Annotated in this window: 12 protein-coding genes and 1 pseudogene; 3 read left to right on the forward strand and 10 right to left on the reverse strand. The window is 63.9% G+C overall.

The annotated features are described in order from the left end of the window. Positions 1-81: 81 nt before the first annotated feature. The 7 genes and pseudogenes from RWQ91_RS14525 to RWQ91_RS14555 all read right to left on the reverse strand — a co-directional run bounded on the left by RWQ91_RS14525 (position 82) and on the right by RWQ91_RS14555 (position 7,420). A complete protein-coding gene (locus RWQ91_RS14525; protein ID WP_314507404.1) occupies positions 82-2,499 on the reverse strand; it encodes a glycoside hydrolase family 3 N-terminal domain-containing protein in 2,418 nt (805 codons plus the stop codon). 463 nt (positions 2,500-2,962) lie between these two features. Next, a pseudogene (locus tag RWQ91_RS14530) lies at positions 2,963-3,547 on the reverse strand (amidohydrolase family protein); the annotation flags it as partial. Next, positions 3,517-3,648 (reverse strand): hypothetical protein, encoded by a 132-nt coding sequence (locus RWQ91_RS14535; protein ID WP_314507761.1) that lies wholly within the window; start codon positions 3,646-3,648, stop codon positions 3,517-3,519. The pseudogene RWQ91_RS14530 and the gene RWQ91_RS14535, both read right to left, overlap by 31 nt. 9 nt (positions 3,649-3,657) lie before the next feature. Beyond that, the gene (locus RWQ91_RS14540; protein ID WP_314507408.1) at positions 3,658-3,960 is read right to left on the reverse strand and encodes an urease subunit gamma; all 303 of its coding nucleotides are present in this window, start codon (positions 3,958-3,960) and stop codon (positions 3,658-3,660) included. 14 nt (positions 3,961-3,974) lie between these two features. After that, positions 3,975-4,847, reverse strand: coding sequence for a polysaccharide deacetylase (locus RWQ91_RS14545; protein WP_314507410.1), 873 nt, complete (start codon positions 4,845-4,847; stop codon positions 3,975-3,977). Beyond that, positions 4,844-5,812, reverse strand: coding sequence for an agmatinase (speB, locus tag RWQ91_RS14550; protein WP_314507412.1), 969 nt, complete (start codon positions 5,810-5,812; stop codon positions 4,844-4,846). The genes RWQ91_RS14545 and speB overlap by 4 nt, the downstream gene beginning before the upstream one ends. 102 nt (positions 5,813-5,914) lie before the next feature. Continuing rightward, positions 5,915-7,420, reverse strand: a complete 1,506-nt coding sequence (locus RWQ91_RS14555) for a PucR family transcriptional regulator (protein ID WP_314507414.1) — start codon at positions 7,418-7,420, stop codon at positions 5,915-5,917. A 529-nt stretch (positions 7,421-7,949) separates the two neighbouring features. Here RWQ91_RS14555 and RWQ91_RS14560 point away from each other — a divergent pair. After that, complete coding sequence (locus RWQ91_RS14560; RefSeq protein WP_314507416.1) at positions 7,950-8,960, forward strand: SDR family oxidoreductase; 1,011 nt, start codon at positions 7,950-7,952, stop codon at positions 8,958-8,960. 26 nt (positions 8,961-8,986) lie between these two features. Continuing rightward, positions 8,987-9,736, forward strand: a complete 750-nt coding sequence (locus RWQ91_RS14565; RefSeq protein ID WP_314507737.1) for an SDR family oxidoreductase — start codon at positions 8,987-8,989, stop codon at positions 9,734-9,736. A 198-nt stretch (positions 9,737-9,934) separates the two neighbouring features. On the opposite strand, the gene RWQ91_RS14570 is transcribed toward RWQ91_RS14565, so the two are convergent. Continuing rightward, on the reverse strand, positions 9,935-10,135 hold the full coding sequence (locus RWQ91_RS14570; RefSeq protein ID WP_314507418.1) for a hypothetical protein: 201 nt from the start codon (positions 10,133-10,135) through the stop codon (positions 9,935-9,937). Positions 10,136-10,211: 76 nt separating this feature from the next. Beyond that, the gene (locus tag RWQ91_RS14575; protein WP_314507419.1) at positions 10,212-11,540 is read right to left on the reverse strand and encodes an aspartate aminotransferase family protein; all 1,329 of its coding nucleotides are present in this window, start codon (positions 11,538-11,540) and stop codon (positions 10,212-10,214) included. A gap of 136 nt (positions 11,541-11,676) precedes the next feature. Between RWQ91_RS14575 and RWQ91_RS14580 the strand changes: the two genes are divergently transcribed. Continuing rightward, complete coding sequence (locus RWQ91_RS14580; protein WP_314507421.1) at positions 11,677-13,209, forward strand: PucR family transcriptional regulator; 1,533 nt, start codon at positions 11,677-11,679, stop codon at positions 13,207-13,209. Here the strand turns inward: RWQ91_RS14580 and RWQ91_RS14585 are convergent. Then, complete coding sequence (locus RWQ91_RS14585) at positions 13,206-14,747, reverse strand: CoA-acylating methylmalonate-semialdehyde dehydrogenase (RefSeq protein ID WP_314507423.1); 1,542 nt, start codon at positions 14,745-14,747, stop codon at positions 13,206-13,208. The two genes, RWQ91_RS14580 and RWQ91_RS14585, sit on opposite strands and share 4 nt — an antisense overlap. Positions 14,748-15,217 lie beyond the last annotated feature (470 nt).

The following is a 15,217-nucleotide window of genomic DNA, read 5'->3' on the forward strand; positions in this document are numbered from 1 at the left end:
GGGGGGGGGGGGGTTGGGCGGGCGGCGGGGGGGGCGTGCCGCCGCGCCCCCCCCCCCCCCCCCCCCCCCCCCGCGCGGTTCTCAGGCGATGGTGCTGGTTGCGAAGAAGCCGCGACGTGCGCCGTTGATGACAGCGCTGCCCTCGATACGGAACGATCCCCTCAGCCTGATGTCGGTCGATGACGCTCCCACGAGTACCGTCATGCTGCCCTCTTCCACGAGCCACTGCATGTCGACGTCCAGGAAAGCGAACTGATCGGCGCGTACCGTGAAGCGAACGGTTCGGGTCGCTCCGGCGGGGACTGCGAGCCTGCGGAAACCGGCGAGTTCTGCGACGGGACGCATCATGCTCGACAGGTCGTCGCGCACGTACAGCTGCACGACCTCTTCGCCGTCCCGGTCACCCGTGTTGGTGACGTCGACGGAGATGTCGACGAGGCCGTCAGCGGGAGCGGTTGCGGTCACGACCAGGTTGGAGTAGTCGAACGTCGTGTAGCTCTGTCCCGCTCCGAACGGGAACAGGGGGGCTTTGGTATCGTCAACGTAGCGGTTGATGATCATGGAACCGGCGCTGCTGACGCTGTTGCTGCGACGGTGGGCGGCGTAGATGGGGATCTGGCCGGCGTGCCTGACTGCTGTCATCGGGAGGCGGCCTGCCGGGTTGTAGGCACCGAAAAGAACCTCCGCGAGGGCTTGGCCGCCGGTCTCGCCGGGGAACCAATACTCGATGACCGCCGGGAAAAAGTCCGCGACGGCTGCGCTACCGAGGGGCTTGCTGTCCATGTGCACGAGGACGGTGGGTGTACCGGTCTCGGCGATGCGTGCCGCGAACTCTTCCTGAATTCCAGGTAGCCCGACGTGTGCGGTGTCGATGCCCTCGCCGGAGGTACTGCCGCTGCCCCAGCCGTACTTCCCGCCGAGGGTCAGGATCACGATGTCGGCGTCCCTGGCGGCGGCGATCGCTGCGTCAAAGCCGCTGCGGTCGGTGCCGGCGATGTTGCAGCCCTTCTCGTAGACGACGGCCGCCTCCGGGCACGCCTGCTGGATGGCGGCGACGATCGTGGGGGTCTTGTGTCCGTAAATGGCTCTGAGGGCATCTTCCACGGCGCTTGGTTCGGAGCGGACGTCGCTGTCTTCGTAGAGCGGAGCCAGCGGTGGGAGGTCGTAGTTTTCCAGCAGTTCCGGCAGGTCGAGCATCCCGGCCATCTCAGACATGGTGCCGCTCATCGCAAGGTCAATCGAGGCCGGGCCTGTGTAGCAGCCGAAGAAGAGGCGGATGGAGTCGCCGTGCGGTCCGATCACCGCGATATTCGCGGGAGCTTTCGACAGCGGCAGCACGCCTTCGTTCTTGAGCAGAACGGTCGCCTCCCGCGCGGCGCTCAGGCTGTGCGCCAGCGCCACAGCCGGCTCGTAGGCGGTTTCCAGCAGTTCTGTTCGCGCACCATCCCTGTCGAACAAGCCGAGCTCGGCCTTGGTCGTCAGCCAACGGCGGACGGCCCGGTCTACAACCGCCTCGTCTAGCTCACCGTTTCGCACTGCGTTTACGAGGCCCTCACCGAATCCGAACGGAGTCGGCAGCTCGACGTCAAGACCAGCGACCAGGGCAGCGATACCGCCAGCGACGGCGTCCTCCGCGACGTTCAGATCCACGGCCAGGTTGATGGACATGTAGTCGGACACGACGACGCCGCCGAATTCCATCTCGTCACGAAGCAGGTCGGTGAGGATGTGCTTGGAGGTGATGATCAGTTCGCCATCAATGGTGCCGTAGGAGTTCATGATTGATGCGAGTCCCGCCTCGGTGATGGCAGCTTGGAAGGGCTTCGCATACACCTCCCGCAGCTCGCGGGGCGAAATAGGGTTCGAGGTCATGTTCAACCCGCCCTCGGAGAAGCCGAAGCCGAGGAAGTGCTTGCCGGTAGCGGCAACCCCATTGCGCAGGTCCGCGCCCTGGAGGCCCCGGACGAAGGCGACGCTCATCGCCGCGCAGAGGGTGGGATCCTCACCGTACGTCTCGCCGACGCGCCCCCAGCGCGGGTCGCGTGCGACATCCATCACCGGCGACAGCGCCTGGCGCACGCCGATCGCCATCATCTGATGACGGGCGATCTCCGTCATCCGCTCGACGACGTCCGGGTTCCAGGTAGCGCCGAGACCGATCGCTGACGGAAACACCGTCCCCCCGGGACCCGTCCATCCGGAGACGGCCTCGCCGTGCATCAGCGGAGGGATGCCGACACCGGTGCGGTCGCGCACGTCCGCTTGAAGCTGAGTGTAAAACTCCGCATCCGCTGCGGCATCGCCGCCAACGCTGAGGCTTCCCAAAGCCCCGACCCCGTGCGGGAAGTTCGCTAGACCCTTCTCCTGGTGACCGGCGACTACCATTGTGCACTGCAGTTGAGCGACCTTCTGCTCCAGCGTCATGCGATCGAGCAGATCGTCGACGATCTGCTCGATCGTGCGGGCCATCGTGCGGCTTGATGCCAATTCGTTGTTCAACAGTTCTCCCCTTCGAGCAGCAACGAGGCGTGTTGAGGTAGCTGAACACAGCCTTGACGCAGTCATTCTTCGTCGTGGTGGGTTGACGCCGCGACTGTCGACGTCGACACTCGTTTTTCCCGAGGTGGGAAAAACGTTACAAGGTCTGCTCCCCGTCGTCAATCGCGGAAGGCAAGTGATATCGGTCTTGGGGGCTGCGCTCTAGCGCACGGTCGCTGCGGGGGGCTATTGCCGCGAGGCACGGCGCGATCTGTAGCCGCGCGAAGAACGACGCGTTTACATACGAATATCGCGTTGCTCTAAGAGTTCGTGAACGAGACTTCGTTCACGCGATGGCACGTGAGGCGCGAGGCCGCCCTGGATGGCCGGCTCGACGCCCGCGGGGAACGCGTGCCCACCCGATGGAGGGCGCTCATCGGGAGCAGCAGGGCGACCGTATGCGTGGAGGAGTCCATGGACCGTCTTAGAACATGTTGTACAGCTGAGCGAGGGGGAGGGATGCCGCGGGTGCCGGCTGCACGTCCTCGCCGTCGATCGCGATCTCGAACGTGTCGGGACGGATCCGGATCGACGGCAGAAGGTCGTTGTTCTTCATGTCGGCTTTGCCGATGTGCCGCGTGGGCTGAACAGCGGCCAACCGCCGGCGCAGTCCCAACCTGTCGGCGAGCCCGTCCTCCAGCGCCGCAGGCGAGACGTAGGTGACCGACAGGTCCGCCGCGATCGTGTCGCCGAACGAGGGGCGCATCATGACCGGCTGCGGCGTCGGGATCGACGCGTTCGGGTCGCCGAGCGCAGCCCACGCGATGGCACCGCCCTTCACGACGACCGCGGGTCGGACGCCGAAGAACTTCGGCTCCCACACCGTCAGGTCGGCGAGCTTGCCGATTTCGATCGACCCCAGGTCGTACGCGATGCCGTGGGCGATCGCGGGGTTGATCGTATACTTCGCCACATAGCGCTTCGCCCGTTCGTTGTCTGCCGGCATCCCCCCGCCCAAGGGCCCGCGGCGCAGCTTCATCACGTGCGCGACCTGCCAGGTGCGTGTGACACGAGCCGGATGCGCTCGGCGTCCCGGCGATCGGCGTTGAACTCGATGCGGCACGGCTGGATCCGGTAGGCGCCAGGGCCCTCGGCGGAGGCGGATGCCACCGGGACTCCTCAGTCGATCGGGTGGTGGACGGTGACGAGCTTGCGCCCATCGGGGAATGTCGCCTCGACCTGAACGTCGTCGAGCATCTTGGGCACGCCCGGCATCACCTGATCGCGCCTGAGGACGGTGCGGCCCTCCTGCATCAACTCGGCGACTGCCCGCCCTTCTCGGGCCCGTTCGATCACCCAGCACGACAGCAGTGCGACCGTTTCGGGATGGTTGAGCAGGACGCCGCGCTCCAGCCGGTCGCAACCAACCATCGCAGCGACCGACAGTAGGAGCTTCTCGGTTTCGGCGGGCGTGAAGTGCAACTGGGCCTCCGCGCTTACCTGGTCGGGTTCGCTGGCCGGTCGATGCTGCGTGGCTCGCTACCGGTGGATTCGATGAAACGGGCGATTTCCTCTAGCGGTGCAACCCAAGTCAGCGGGTCAGCCGCGATCTCGGTGACAAGTGCTTCTAGTGCCGCGGCGCGCCCAGGGCGGCCCGAGAGGAATGGGTGATTTGTGAGAACAAAGCAGCCGTTGTCAGTGCGAGTTGCTTGGTATTCAGCACGCCACGTTGCTACGGCCTGGTCCGGGCTTACGATGACGCCTGTCTCGTACACTCCGGGTATGAAGCAGTACTGCTCCCAGTCATCCAGTCCCCACTGAATCGGCACTTCTACTATCGATCCGCCTTCTGTGGAGAGGCGGTAGGGAACATCGGCGTCCATTAGGCTCGAGTCATAGAGAAATCCACGCGCCCGGAGAAGCTCCGGAGTTCGCCAATTAAGATCCCACAGCGGAGCCCGGAAGCCAACGGGACGTGAACCAGCGATCCTCTCCAGGACTTCGATGCCCCGATCCAGCGCGTCGACTTCTTCTTCTAGGGTCAACTGGCCCCAGGGCTCATGCAGGAACCCGTGGTGCGCGATTTCGTGCCCTGCCGCCACAATGTCACGGACAACCCTCTCGTGCCGAAGCGCAGTAAATCCCGGTACGAAAAAAGTTGAGCGCAATCCTGCGCGGTCTAGCATCCGAAGTAGGCGAGGGACCCCGACCAGGGGGCCGTAGTTCTGGTGGCTCATCACGCTCATTCTTTGCGCGCTCGTGGGCGCGGCGGAGAGCGCGGCTGATTCGGCGTCGACATCGAATGTGAAGCTGGCGGCGCAGCTTGCGCCGCCGGGCCACACCGGCGTCTCTGCGGCTGTTCTGCTCATGATTGGATCGCCATCAATGCCAAGTACTCCATGATGATGCCCGCCGCAGCTACGGATGTGACGTTCCCGCTGTCGTACGCGGGGGCTACCTCCACGACATCAGCACCGATGAAATTGAGACCGGAAAGCCGGCGAAGTACTCCTATGACCTCCCGGCTCGACAGCCCTCCCAATTCGGGCGTACCAGTGCCCGGAGCGAACGCGGGGTCCAAGACATCGATATCAATAGAGATGTAAAGAGGCGTGGCTCCCACCCTTGATCGGATGCGCCCGGCAATCTCGTCGAGGGAGAGCTCCTCGAAGTCCTGCGCTCTGATTATGGTGAAGCCGAGCCCAGCATCGTCTTCGAGGTCAGAAGGCGAGTAGAGCGTACCGCGGGTACCGATGTGCATACTGTTGCCCTCGGCCAACAGCCCCTCTTCGGCCGCACGTCGGAATGGCGTGCCGTGCGTCACCTCGGCGCCAAAGTAAGTGTCCCATGTGTCGAGGTGAGCGTCGAAGTGGACCAAAGCGAGAGGACCGTGCCGACGGCTCAGCGCGCGAAGTGCCGGCAACGCGATGGTGTGGTCTCCGCCCATAAGCACCGGGCGTCGGCCGCCGGAGGACAGATCGTCGACCGCGCCTTCGATCTGCTGCAGAGCCTCGTCGATGGCGAACGGGTTTGCCGGGACATCGCCCGCGTCGACTACCTGCAGCAGTTCGAAGGGACTGACATCCAAGTCCGGGTGGTAGGGCTTGATCAGTCGGGACGCCTCCCGTATTGCTGCCGGAGCGAAGCGCGCGCCGGGCCGAAAGGTGACGCCGGAATCAAACGGCACACCCAAAATCGCGACGTCGAAATCCTCGACATCGTTCTGTTGAGGTAGCCGCGCGAACGTTGCGATGCCCGCGTAACGTGGGCTTACGCGCGCATCGACCTGACCGATGGTCTGAGCGAGGCGTGAATTCCGGGGCGTCTTGGTCACGGGGATCTCCTGGTCAGGGCGGGACAGTTCCCCAATCTTGCGTGTACTCCGGTTACACCACTACTAGACAATCGTCGGCATTGGCGCCTTGGCATTGACTGTCTAGCTAACGCCAGGTCGCGGAGGGCTGAGTTCTCGCGCCCGAAGGGCCAACCAGAACATGGCCACACTCTCCGAGTCCATTGGATCAAGCCCGGTCACCTGAGCGATGCGCGCGATGCGGTACACCACGGTCTGACGGTGAATATCCAAATGGACCGCCGTCTGAGTCCACGAGCGCCGAGTGCGCAGGAAAACGTCGAGGGTGCGAACGAGATCGGCGTCATGTTCGGCGTCATAGTCGAGAAGTTTTCCGAGGAAACGGCGCACGACCACTGCTGCTTCGACGGGATCCCGAAGTGCAAAAAGTGTGGGCGAGTTCGAATACCTTGCGACTCTGTCAACCGAGTTCTGGGCGACCGACGCCGACCACGTTGCTTCTCGGTACGCGGTGGAGAGACGTGAGGCATGATGGAGAGGGTCGCTTATTCCAATCGACACGTTCGTGCCCAGTCGATCAAAAAGGACTCCCACGACCTCTGCGTTCGCGGGCATGAGGGCGTAGAGGATATCTCCTCTTCGAAGGATCAAAAAGGGTATCCCTCGCCTTTCGAAGTCGATGTGAAGGCTCTTGTCGTTGTGAGGAGGTGCAGCGCAGATGGCGAGCAGGGCCACGTCGGGTTGTAGGAGATCGCGGTCTGCGAGAGCTTCCTCGTCACCGGCTCGAGGTTCGCGGTCGAAAAGTTGACCAAGCAGCTCTCCACCGACGCGTCGATCGTGCTCCATCCGCATCTGTTGTCTGCTCAGCAGAACTCCTACCGCTGTAGCCGCGTGCTGCAGAAGCAGAATGTCGGGCGCCTGAACCTCGTATCCAAACGCGATCAAGACCGACATCACTTCACCGGGGACTCCTACGACGACACCGGGCGTCTCGCTGCCACTCAGCCGGACAATGCCTGGTAGCGATCCGTGGCGGCGTCGTGTCTCGGATACTGCTCCGTCGCGAATAGCGTCGGGGATGTCGTCCGCACCCTTGAGCAGAACGATCCCGCTTTGAGCGTCCAGCACGGCTAGCGAGCAGCCTAGTTCTGAGGTCAGCTGATCCAGAAGCCTCACGTCGAGGTTCTGGGAGGTAGTCGCCCGAAGGGCATCGTATATTCGCTCAGTGGATCGCAACCGTCGGCTCACGTCAGCACGGGCCCCGCCAGCGACAACCCGTGAGATTGCAGTGAACGTGGTCGAGAACTCAGTTGTTATCAGCGGGAACCCAAGCCGATCCGAAGCATCGACGATCGCATCTGCGATTGGCGGAGTTTCCGGGTCGAGGCCGATGAGCAGCCCCGCGGCCCCGATCGCGGCCAATCGCTCCAAGAAACGTGACTGTGCCCGCGCCGCACGCGGAACCGTGTTGCCGTTCTTGAGCAGTAGGTCTCCGGGCGACATCCAGTCCCAAGGGGTAGGCAAATCTGAAGGACTTGCCCACTCGATAGACGTGTCGAGACCATCTGCCCCCCCGAGAAGTTGCAGTCGGAGGCTTGGAAGACCGATCAAGTCCGCGACGGTCGGCATCGGGTGGCCTTTCGCACGAACAACGGAAGATGGTCCCATTGATCATACATTTGACTAGCAGTCGGGATGGGCGGGTCACCGATCAAACGACGCAGTTGGCAGTCGGCGGAGGGGGCTCATCCATGGACTCTTCGGCCAGCGCTGCATGTGGCATGCGTGGCGACGCTGAACCGCACACCGCCCGTGTCTCCAGTTCGCCGATTTGGAGATCGGGCAGCGGTCTCTCGATGAGCGCCTCTGCGGGTCCCTCAGCAAGGGGGACCTTCACGGAGGGCCGGGCGACGTCATCCTGACGCTGGCCTAGTGATCCATACGAAGGACGGGCCTCCAACTAGTCGTTTCATCAGTTGGCGTCGATAGTACCGGTCGTCATAGTGGTACATGACTGATATCGGAGGAATCCTGTTCAAGTGCTTTGAACCCCGCATCTTTTTCAGCAAAATCTCGAGTTCCGCTGACCGTCGGCCTGGAAGCCTTAACCAACAGCCCGCTTGGCCTAGGGGGCTCGCGGGCGCACTACAACGCTTCAATGCTGGACGTGCGGGTCGTGGTGAGCTATCTCCGCTGCGGCCTTCCCCGGGACGGCTGGCCCGAGTCGAACGCGAGCCAAACACTGAGGCCTCCATCATCGACCGGAGCGAACGATCCCGCCATAACGTTTGGCCGTCCGCCGTACCGCCGTGGCCAACACTCGAGTCACATCCGCAACCAGCGGTTGTGGCGCGATGTTCCGCTCGGGGACGGGGATGCGGCTCCGAACCACCAATTCGGCCAGTCGTTCAACAGCAAGCGCCGGTTCTATAACGGCCGGATCATTGTGATGCAGAAGGGACCTCTAATGGGATCAAACAAGCGAGTTGCGCTCGTCACCGGCGCAGCGGGCGGAATCGGTTCCGCGGTCGCCCGACAACTCCAAGAGCGTGGGTGGCTGATCGCTGGCCTTGATCAGAGTCCGGCGCGGAGCGTTGACATGTCGTTCGAGATCGACGTTGCAGACCCGCGGGCCGTTGAACTGGCCATCCGCGATGTCGAACGCGAATTGGGTCCGATTCGGGGTCTGGTCACCGCGGCGGGGCACTACGCCAGTGTTCCCTTTACGGAAGTGGCAGACGAGGCAGCCAGCCGGATGCTGCATGTTCATCTCGGCGGCTTCATCTCCGCCGCGCGCGCCGTCCTACCCGCGATGATCACGCGGCAACACGGCTCAATAGTCGCGATCTCGAGTGAGCTGGCGGTGGGCGGTGGTGTGAGCGACTCGCATTACGCCGCAGCGAAGGGCGCTGTGCTTGGGGCTGTGCGCAGCCTGGCAGTGGAAGTTGCTAGATTTGGCGTTCGAGTGAACGCCGTTGCCCCGGGCCCTACTGACACAGCCCTCCTGTCGCCGGACTCGCCCTGGCGGGACCCGGCCTTTCTGGCATCGCTGCCAACTCGAGCCCTTGCCACCCCCAAGGAGATCGCGCTGTGCGTAGAATTTCTCCTGGAAGAGAGCGGATTTATCACCGGAGAAACGCTGAGCCCCAACTCGGGAGCGGTGATCTGATGCCGTCCTCCGATGAACTGCCACTGATGGGTCAGGTAGCCCTCGTAACCGGCGCGGCCGGCGGACTTGGACGAGCACAAGTGGCGGCGCTCGCGGATGCCGGCGGCACCGTTTCGGCTCACGCGCGGTCAGAGCCAGCCCTATTTGGTGCATCTACGAACCGGCCAACAGTGACGCCGGTGTACCAAGATCTATCCACGCCCGCGGGTGCGCGCGAGGTTGTCCACAAGACCGTTCGCGAGCACGGACGACTTGACCTCCTTGTGGCCAATCACGCCACGATGACGATGGCGCCGCTTGTGGAGGCCGACCTCGGTGATTGGTGGCGCGTTCTCGAGACGAATCTGCTGGGGACATATGCCTTAGTGCAGGAGACAGTTCGAGTGATGCGTCCCCAAGGCGGCGGCCGCATCGTCATCGTCGCAAGTGAATGGGGCGTCACGGGCTGGCCCAATGCAACCGCCTACGCAGCATCCAAGGCTGGTCTGATCACCTTAGTCAAGTGTCTCGGACGCGAGCTCAGTCCAGAAGGCATCCTGGTCAACGCCGTGGCACCGGGGGTAATCGATACGCCGCAGTTGGAAGTGGACGCGCGAGACGCAGGGATCTCGTTGCAGGAGATGCATGCCATTTACGCTTCCCGGATTCCAGTGGGGCGAATAGGCCACCCCGAAGAAGTAGCGCGTGCGGTGCTCCTACTAGCCGATCGCAACGTGAAATCTCTCGTGGGCCAGACCCTCCAAATCAATGGAGGTTCGAATCGGGGGCGGGTGTGACGTATCGCGCCGCGGGCGCCTCACCCAACGAGGGTGACCCTCATTGCCCTCCTTGACTTCCGGACCTTGCAAACAATCTTCCTCACGATCCCACCTTCATTGCGGTTCGTCCGGACACCCAGCTCATCAAGTCTTGAGGACGCGACGGACTCGCTCGACCAGCCGCCCCGTCGACTCTGCATGCAATTGTGTGGCTCCTCACCACGCGCCCGCTGGAGAGAGGATGTCGGAGACGATTAGCATGCCACGGCGGCGCGGTTCCTCGGCCACCGAGGTGATCGGCCCGTTGATGCCCTCGACGATGACGCGCGCGGCGCGTATGGCGCTCTCGTACAGGGCGCCTTGCAGCGCTGCCGCGATGAGGTCACCGCGGACCTGGTGGCAGGCGGAGCTCAGCATGAGGCGGGTCCGGTCACCAAGCGGTTACGGGGAAGCGATGTGGGTGCGGTCAGTGCGACATGTCGCTCGCTGCCCGTCAAGCGGTGAACGCGCGCAGCGCGTCGTCGATGATGTCTAGCCCCGCGCGCGCCTCGGCGTCCGTTATGATGCAGGGCGGCACGACGTGGATGCGGTTATCCGCGGTGAAGGCAAGCAGATCGCGTCCCAGCAGGTCGGCCTTGAGCCGGCCCATCGCAGCGGGCGTGACGGGGGTGCGGGTGGCGCGGTCTTCGACGAGTTCGATCGCCCAGAACACTCCGCTGCCACGGACCTCGCCGATCATGTCGTGCGCCACCGCAAGCTCCTGCAGCCGCGGCCCGATCACCTCGGCGCCGATGCGGCGGGCGTTGTCTACGATGCCCTCGTCGCGCATCGCGTCGATCGTCGCGACGATGCTCGCGGCCGCCAGCGGGTGGCCGGAGTAGGTGAGGCCGCCTGGGAAGACGCGCTCGTCGAAATGGTGTGCGATTTCGTCGGAGATGATTACGCCGCCGACCGGCACATAGCCGGAATTGACGCCCTTCGCGAAGGTGACGAGGTCAGGACACACGTCATGTGCGTCGAACGCGAGCCACTCGCCCGTGCGACCGAAGCCGGCCATGACTTCGTCGAGGATGAGGATGATGCCGTAGCGGTCGGCGATCTGCCGGACGCCGCGGAGGTAGCCGGGCGGCGGTGTCAGGATGCCGGCCGTGCCGGGCACTGTCTCGAGCAGGATCGCTGCGACGCTCGACGCGCCCTCCGCCTGCACGACGCGCTCCAGGTAGTGGAGGGCGCGGGCGCACTCATCCTCCGAGGTCTGCGCCCAGAATTCACTGCGGTAGAGGTACGGCCCGAACACGTGCACGTGCCCGCGGGAGTACTCGTTCGGGATGCGGCGCCAGTCGCCGGTCGCGGCGACCGCGGCGCCCGTGTTGCCGTGGTACGACCGGTACCGCGAGATGACCTTGTCGCGGCCGGTGTAAAGGCGCGCCATGCGAATGGCGTTCTCGTTGGCGTCGGCGCCGCCGTTCGTGAAGAACACCTTGTCGAATCCTTCCGGCGCGAGGCCGGTGATCGCTCGCGCGGCTCTCGCGCGTACATCGTTGGCCGCGGACGGCGCGATTGTTGTGAGGCTGGCCGCCTGCTGCTGGATCGCCTCGACGACCCGCGGATGCTGGTGGCCGATGTTCACGTTAACGAGCTGGCTCGAGAAGTCGAGATAGTGACGGCCGTCGTGGTCCCAGACCGTCGAACCAAAACCGCCCGCGATAGCCAGGGGTTTGAGCGAGCCCTGCGCGGACCATGAGTGAAACACGCTCTCGCGGTCCGCAAGCGAGACCCGCTCGGACGTGGTGGGCGCACTTTCGTGAGCTGCGATCGACATGGCTTAACCTTTCCTCCAACTGAGCCGTGCTCACCATCGTGCGCGGTGCGCGGTGCGAAGCGTCCGACGATTTGCACAGCCATCGCGATTCTGCTGGACATAAGCGATACAGTGCGACTCGGGAAGGGAGATTGACATGCCCGCGACGTTGGCGTCTCTGCTCACCGTTCCTACGTTTCATCTAGCGGTGGCCGCTGGGGTTGGCGATGTGAGCGTGCTCGAGCGTGACATCAGCTGGGTCCACAGCTCTGACCTTGCCGATCCGACACCGTGGCTCGAATCTGGGCAGCTATTGCTCACCGACGGTACCCAGTTCGTTGGTGATCCCCTGCCGCGCACCTATGACGATTACGTGCACCGGCTCCTTCGTCGCGATGTCATCGCACTGGGATTTGCGACTCAAGTTGCCCATCAGAGAATCCCGGAAGCACTGATAGACACGTGCGAACGCCTAGGCATGCCGCTTCTGGAGGTCAAGAACCGCACACCGTTCATGGCGATCATCCGGCACGTCGCCGACGTCACCTCCGCCGATCAGCGCGAGCGTCTGGAGTGGCTAATTACCGCGCAACGGGCCGTGGCTCGAGCTGCCCTTCGTCCGGACGGTCTAGATGTCATTCTTCGTGAGTTGGAACGTCTGCTCGACTGCTGGATCGAACTTTACGACGCGCGCGGTGCGCGGGTCCACGCCGGTACGAAACGCCGCGTGCCGGACACCATTGAACAGCAGGTGACATCAGGCGCTCGCGAGACGTTGCGAAAAGGCGTACCGGCTGGCATGCGCGTCGACACCACTCACGGCGGAGCGACTCTTCAAACCCTCGGCCAGCGGGGACGGCTCCTCGGCGTCCTCGCCGTCGGAACGCCCGCACCGCTTGATCCCGCCGAAGCCGACCTGGTTTCCAGCGTGATCAGCCTCGCGAGTATCGCACTTGAGCAGAGCCGCGCCCTCCTGACCGCGCGTCTACGCGTACGTGCCGGAATGCTTGAGTTGCTGCTCGCCGGCATCGTCCATGTAGCCGACGACACTGCCAAGCGTCTGTGGGGGCCACTACCGGCGGCGCCCCTCCGCGTCGCCGTGGTAGAACACTTCAGCTCCGCCTTGCTTGCCGATCTTGAGCTGCGCGCAGAACGCAGCGCTGGCCGGTTGTTCTTCGCCGAACGTGACGGAGAGCTCGTCATCGTTTCACCGGACGGAGATCCCGCGCTCGCCGAGTTGCTGACAGGTCACGTAACCGAAGCGGGAGTGTCTAGCCCGATTGAATGGCTTATGTTGCAACGGGGCATCGCGGAAGCGCAAAAAGCACTCGCATGCACGCTACCAAGTCGCCCAGTCGTGCAGTTCGAATCGCTCGCCGAGGAAGGAGTGCTCGGCCTTCTTGAAGCATCGTCCGCGGAACTTGTCGCAGCGCGAATGCTTGAGCCCATCCTGAGGTCACCCAACCCTGATCACCAGCTGCTGCTCCGGACAGCAGCCGTGTGGGTTGATCACAACGGCGCCTGGGATCCCGCGGCGCGAAAGCTCGGCATCCACCGCCATACACTGCGCAATCGGCTCCAGGCGGTGGAGCGGATGCTGTCGCTCGACCTGTCGCGTTTCGGCGACCGGGCCCAGCTCTGGGCCGCCCTGCAGTACGCTGACTATCCGGGCAAGCTTCGCCGCGGCTAGCTGTTCTGGGGAAAGCCGAGGTTGATGCCGCTGTGGGTGGCGGGGTCGAGCCAACGGCTGGTGATCGCCTTCTCGCGGGTGAAGAATTCGAAGCCGTGTACACCATAGGCCTTCGCGTCGCCGAACAGCGACTTCTTCCAGCCGCCGAACGAGTGGTATGCGACCGGGACCGGGATCGGCACGTTGATGCCAATCATGCCGACCTGTACCTCGCTCTGGAACCGGCGTGCCGCGCCGCCGTCATTGGTGAAGATCGCCGTGCCGTTGCCGAACTCTCCGGAGTTGATCAACTCCAGCCCCTCCTCGTACGAGGAGACCCGGACAACAGAAAGGACCGGTCCGAAGATTTCCTCCGTGTACGCGCGGCTGGTGGTTGGGATCTCATCGATCAGGGTCGGACCGAAGAAGAATCCGTCCTCAAGCCCAGCGACGGTTAGCCCGCGCCCGTCGACCACGATTTTCGCACCGTCCGCCTCGGCGATATCGACATAGGAGGACACCTTGTCGCGGTGCGCGCCCGTGATCAACGGACCCATGTCCGGCTCACCCGCGTCGCCCCCCCCACCATCGCCAATCCGGAGCCCCTTGATCCGGTCCGTGATCTTCACGATCAACTCATCCGCGACCGGCTCCACCGCCAGCACCACACTGATTGCCATGCACCGCTCCCCCGCGGCACCGAACCCGGCGTTCACGGCCTGATCAGCGACGAGATCCAGGTTCGCGTCCGGAAGAACGAGCATGTGATTCTTCGCACCACCCAGCGCCTGCACGCGCTTACCGTTCCTCGACGCGGTCTCGTAGATGTACTGCGCAATCGGCGTCGACCCTACGAAGCTGATCGACTGCACGATTGGCGACTCCAGCAGCCCGTCGACGGCGAGCTTGTCTCCCTGCAGCACCGTGAACACCCCGTCCGGGAGCCCCGCCTCCTTCCATGCCGCAGCCAGCCAAAGCGCGGCCGAGGGGTCCTTCTCCGACGGCTTCAGGATCACACTGTTGCCGCAGGCGATCGCGATCGGCGCGAACCACAGCGGCACCATCACCGGGAAATTGAATGGGCTGATGACGCCTACCACGCCGAGCGGCTGCTTGAGGGAGTACACGTCAATGCCGGTGGACACGTTCTCGCTGAATGCGCCCTTGATCAGGTGCGGGAACCCGGTCGCGAGCTCCACGACTTCCTGACCGCGCAGGATCTCACCCATCGCGTCCGAAACGACTTTGCCGTGCTCACGGGTGACCAACTCTGCAAGCTCATTCTTGCGCGCGTTCAAGATCTCCCGAAACGCGAAAAGCACCGTCTGCCGCTTCGCGATCGAAACCCTCGACCACAGCTTGTAACCAGCCTCGGCGGACGCGATGGCGCGATCGGTTTCCAACTGGTCCGCGAGGGCCACCTGGGCCTGCACCGCACCCGTCGCCGGATTGAACACCAGCGCCGTCCGACCGGAATTGGAAGGACGCTCCGCGCCATCGATCCAGTGGGAGATCTCGCGAGTAGCGCCGCGGACGGGCGGGACAGTTGTGTCAGGCATGTCTTCCTTCGTCTGGTGTTCACCCCAAACTAGCGGCGAAGCGGAATTGGTAACTTGCCGAATTGTCTGTCTGACGGATCTTTACTCGACATATCGTCGCTCGACCTCGACCGGTTGCCCTGCCAGTTCGAATGGGGAGTGGGCCGCTCCCCGAGACGGCCCACGTCCCTCTGCGATGTCGCACGACATCCCCGAAACGTTCATGACGAGGTCGGGATGGAATTCACGCCTCAGGACTGCGCCAGCAGCCAGCATCCGCTAGCGCCAGTCGTGGGCGGTTGACCAGCCCTGATCACTGTGGCCAACGGGATGGGCGGCTCCTTGGCCACGCCAATCGTCGAGGCCCTGAACCACCGCGACAGTCGGGCGTCGGGGGTGACTGTAAACGAATCTGCACTGCAAGCGAAGCTCACCAGCACGAACGTCAAGTCGCTGCTTGTTGCCGACCACCGCTGCGGATACCAGCCCAG

This window comes from uncultured Microbacterium sp., from assembly GCF_963524805.1.
Classification (GTDB): Bacteria; Actinomycetota; Actinomycetes; order Actinomycetales; family Microbacteriaceae; genus Microbacterium.

What these genes read in the sequence shown, in the direction of transcription:
- RWQ91_RS14575 (WP_314507419.1), bottom strand. Translation starts at nt 11,540, where the DNA reads ATGTCGATCGCAGCTCACGAAAGTGCGCCCACCACGTCCGAGCGGGTC.
- RWQ91_RS14560 (WP_314507416.1), top strand. Translation starts at nt 7,950, where the DNA reads ATGCTGGACGTGCGGGTCGTGGTGAGCTATCTCCGCTGCGGCCTTCCC.
- RWQ91_RS14545 (WP_314507410.1), bottom strand. Translation starts at nt 4,847, where the DNA reads ATGAGCAGAACAGCCGCAGAGACGCCGGTGTGGCCCGGCGGCGCAAGC.
- RWQ91_RS14570 (WP_314507418.1), bottom strand. Translation starts at nt 10,135, where the DNA reads ATGCTGAGCTCCGCCTGCCACCAGGTCCGCGGTGACCTCATCGCGGCA.
- RWQ91_RS14555 (WP_314507414.1), bottom strand. Translation starts at nt 7,420, where the DNA reads ATGCCGACCGTCGCGGACTTGATCGGTCTTCCAAGCCTCCGACTGCAA.
- RWQ91_RS14580 (WP_314507421.1), top strand. Translation starts at nt 11,677, where the DNA reads ATGCCCGCGACGTTGGCGTCTCTGCTCACCGTTCCTACGTTTCATCTA.
- RWQ91_RS14565 (WP_314507737.1), top strand. Translation starts at nt 8,987, where the DNA reads ATGGGTCAGGTAGCCCTCGTAACCGGCGCGGCCGGCGGACTTGGACGA.
- RWQ91_RS14585 (WP_314507423.1), bottom strand. Translation starts at nt 14,747, where the DNA reads ATGCCTGACACAACTGTCCCGCCCGTCCGCGGCGCTACTCGCGAGATC.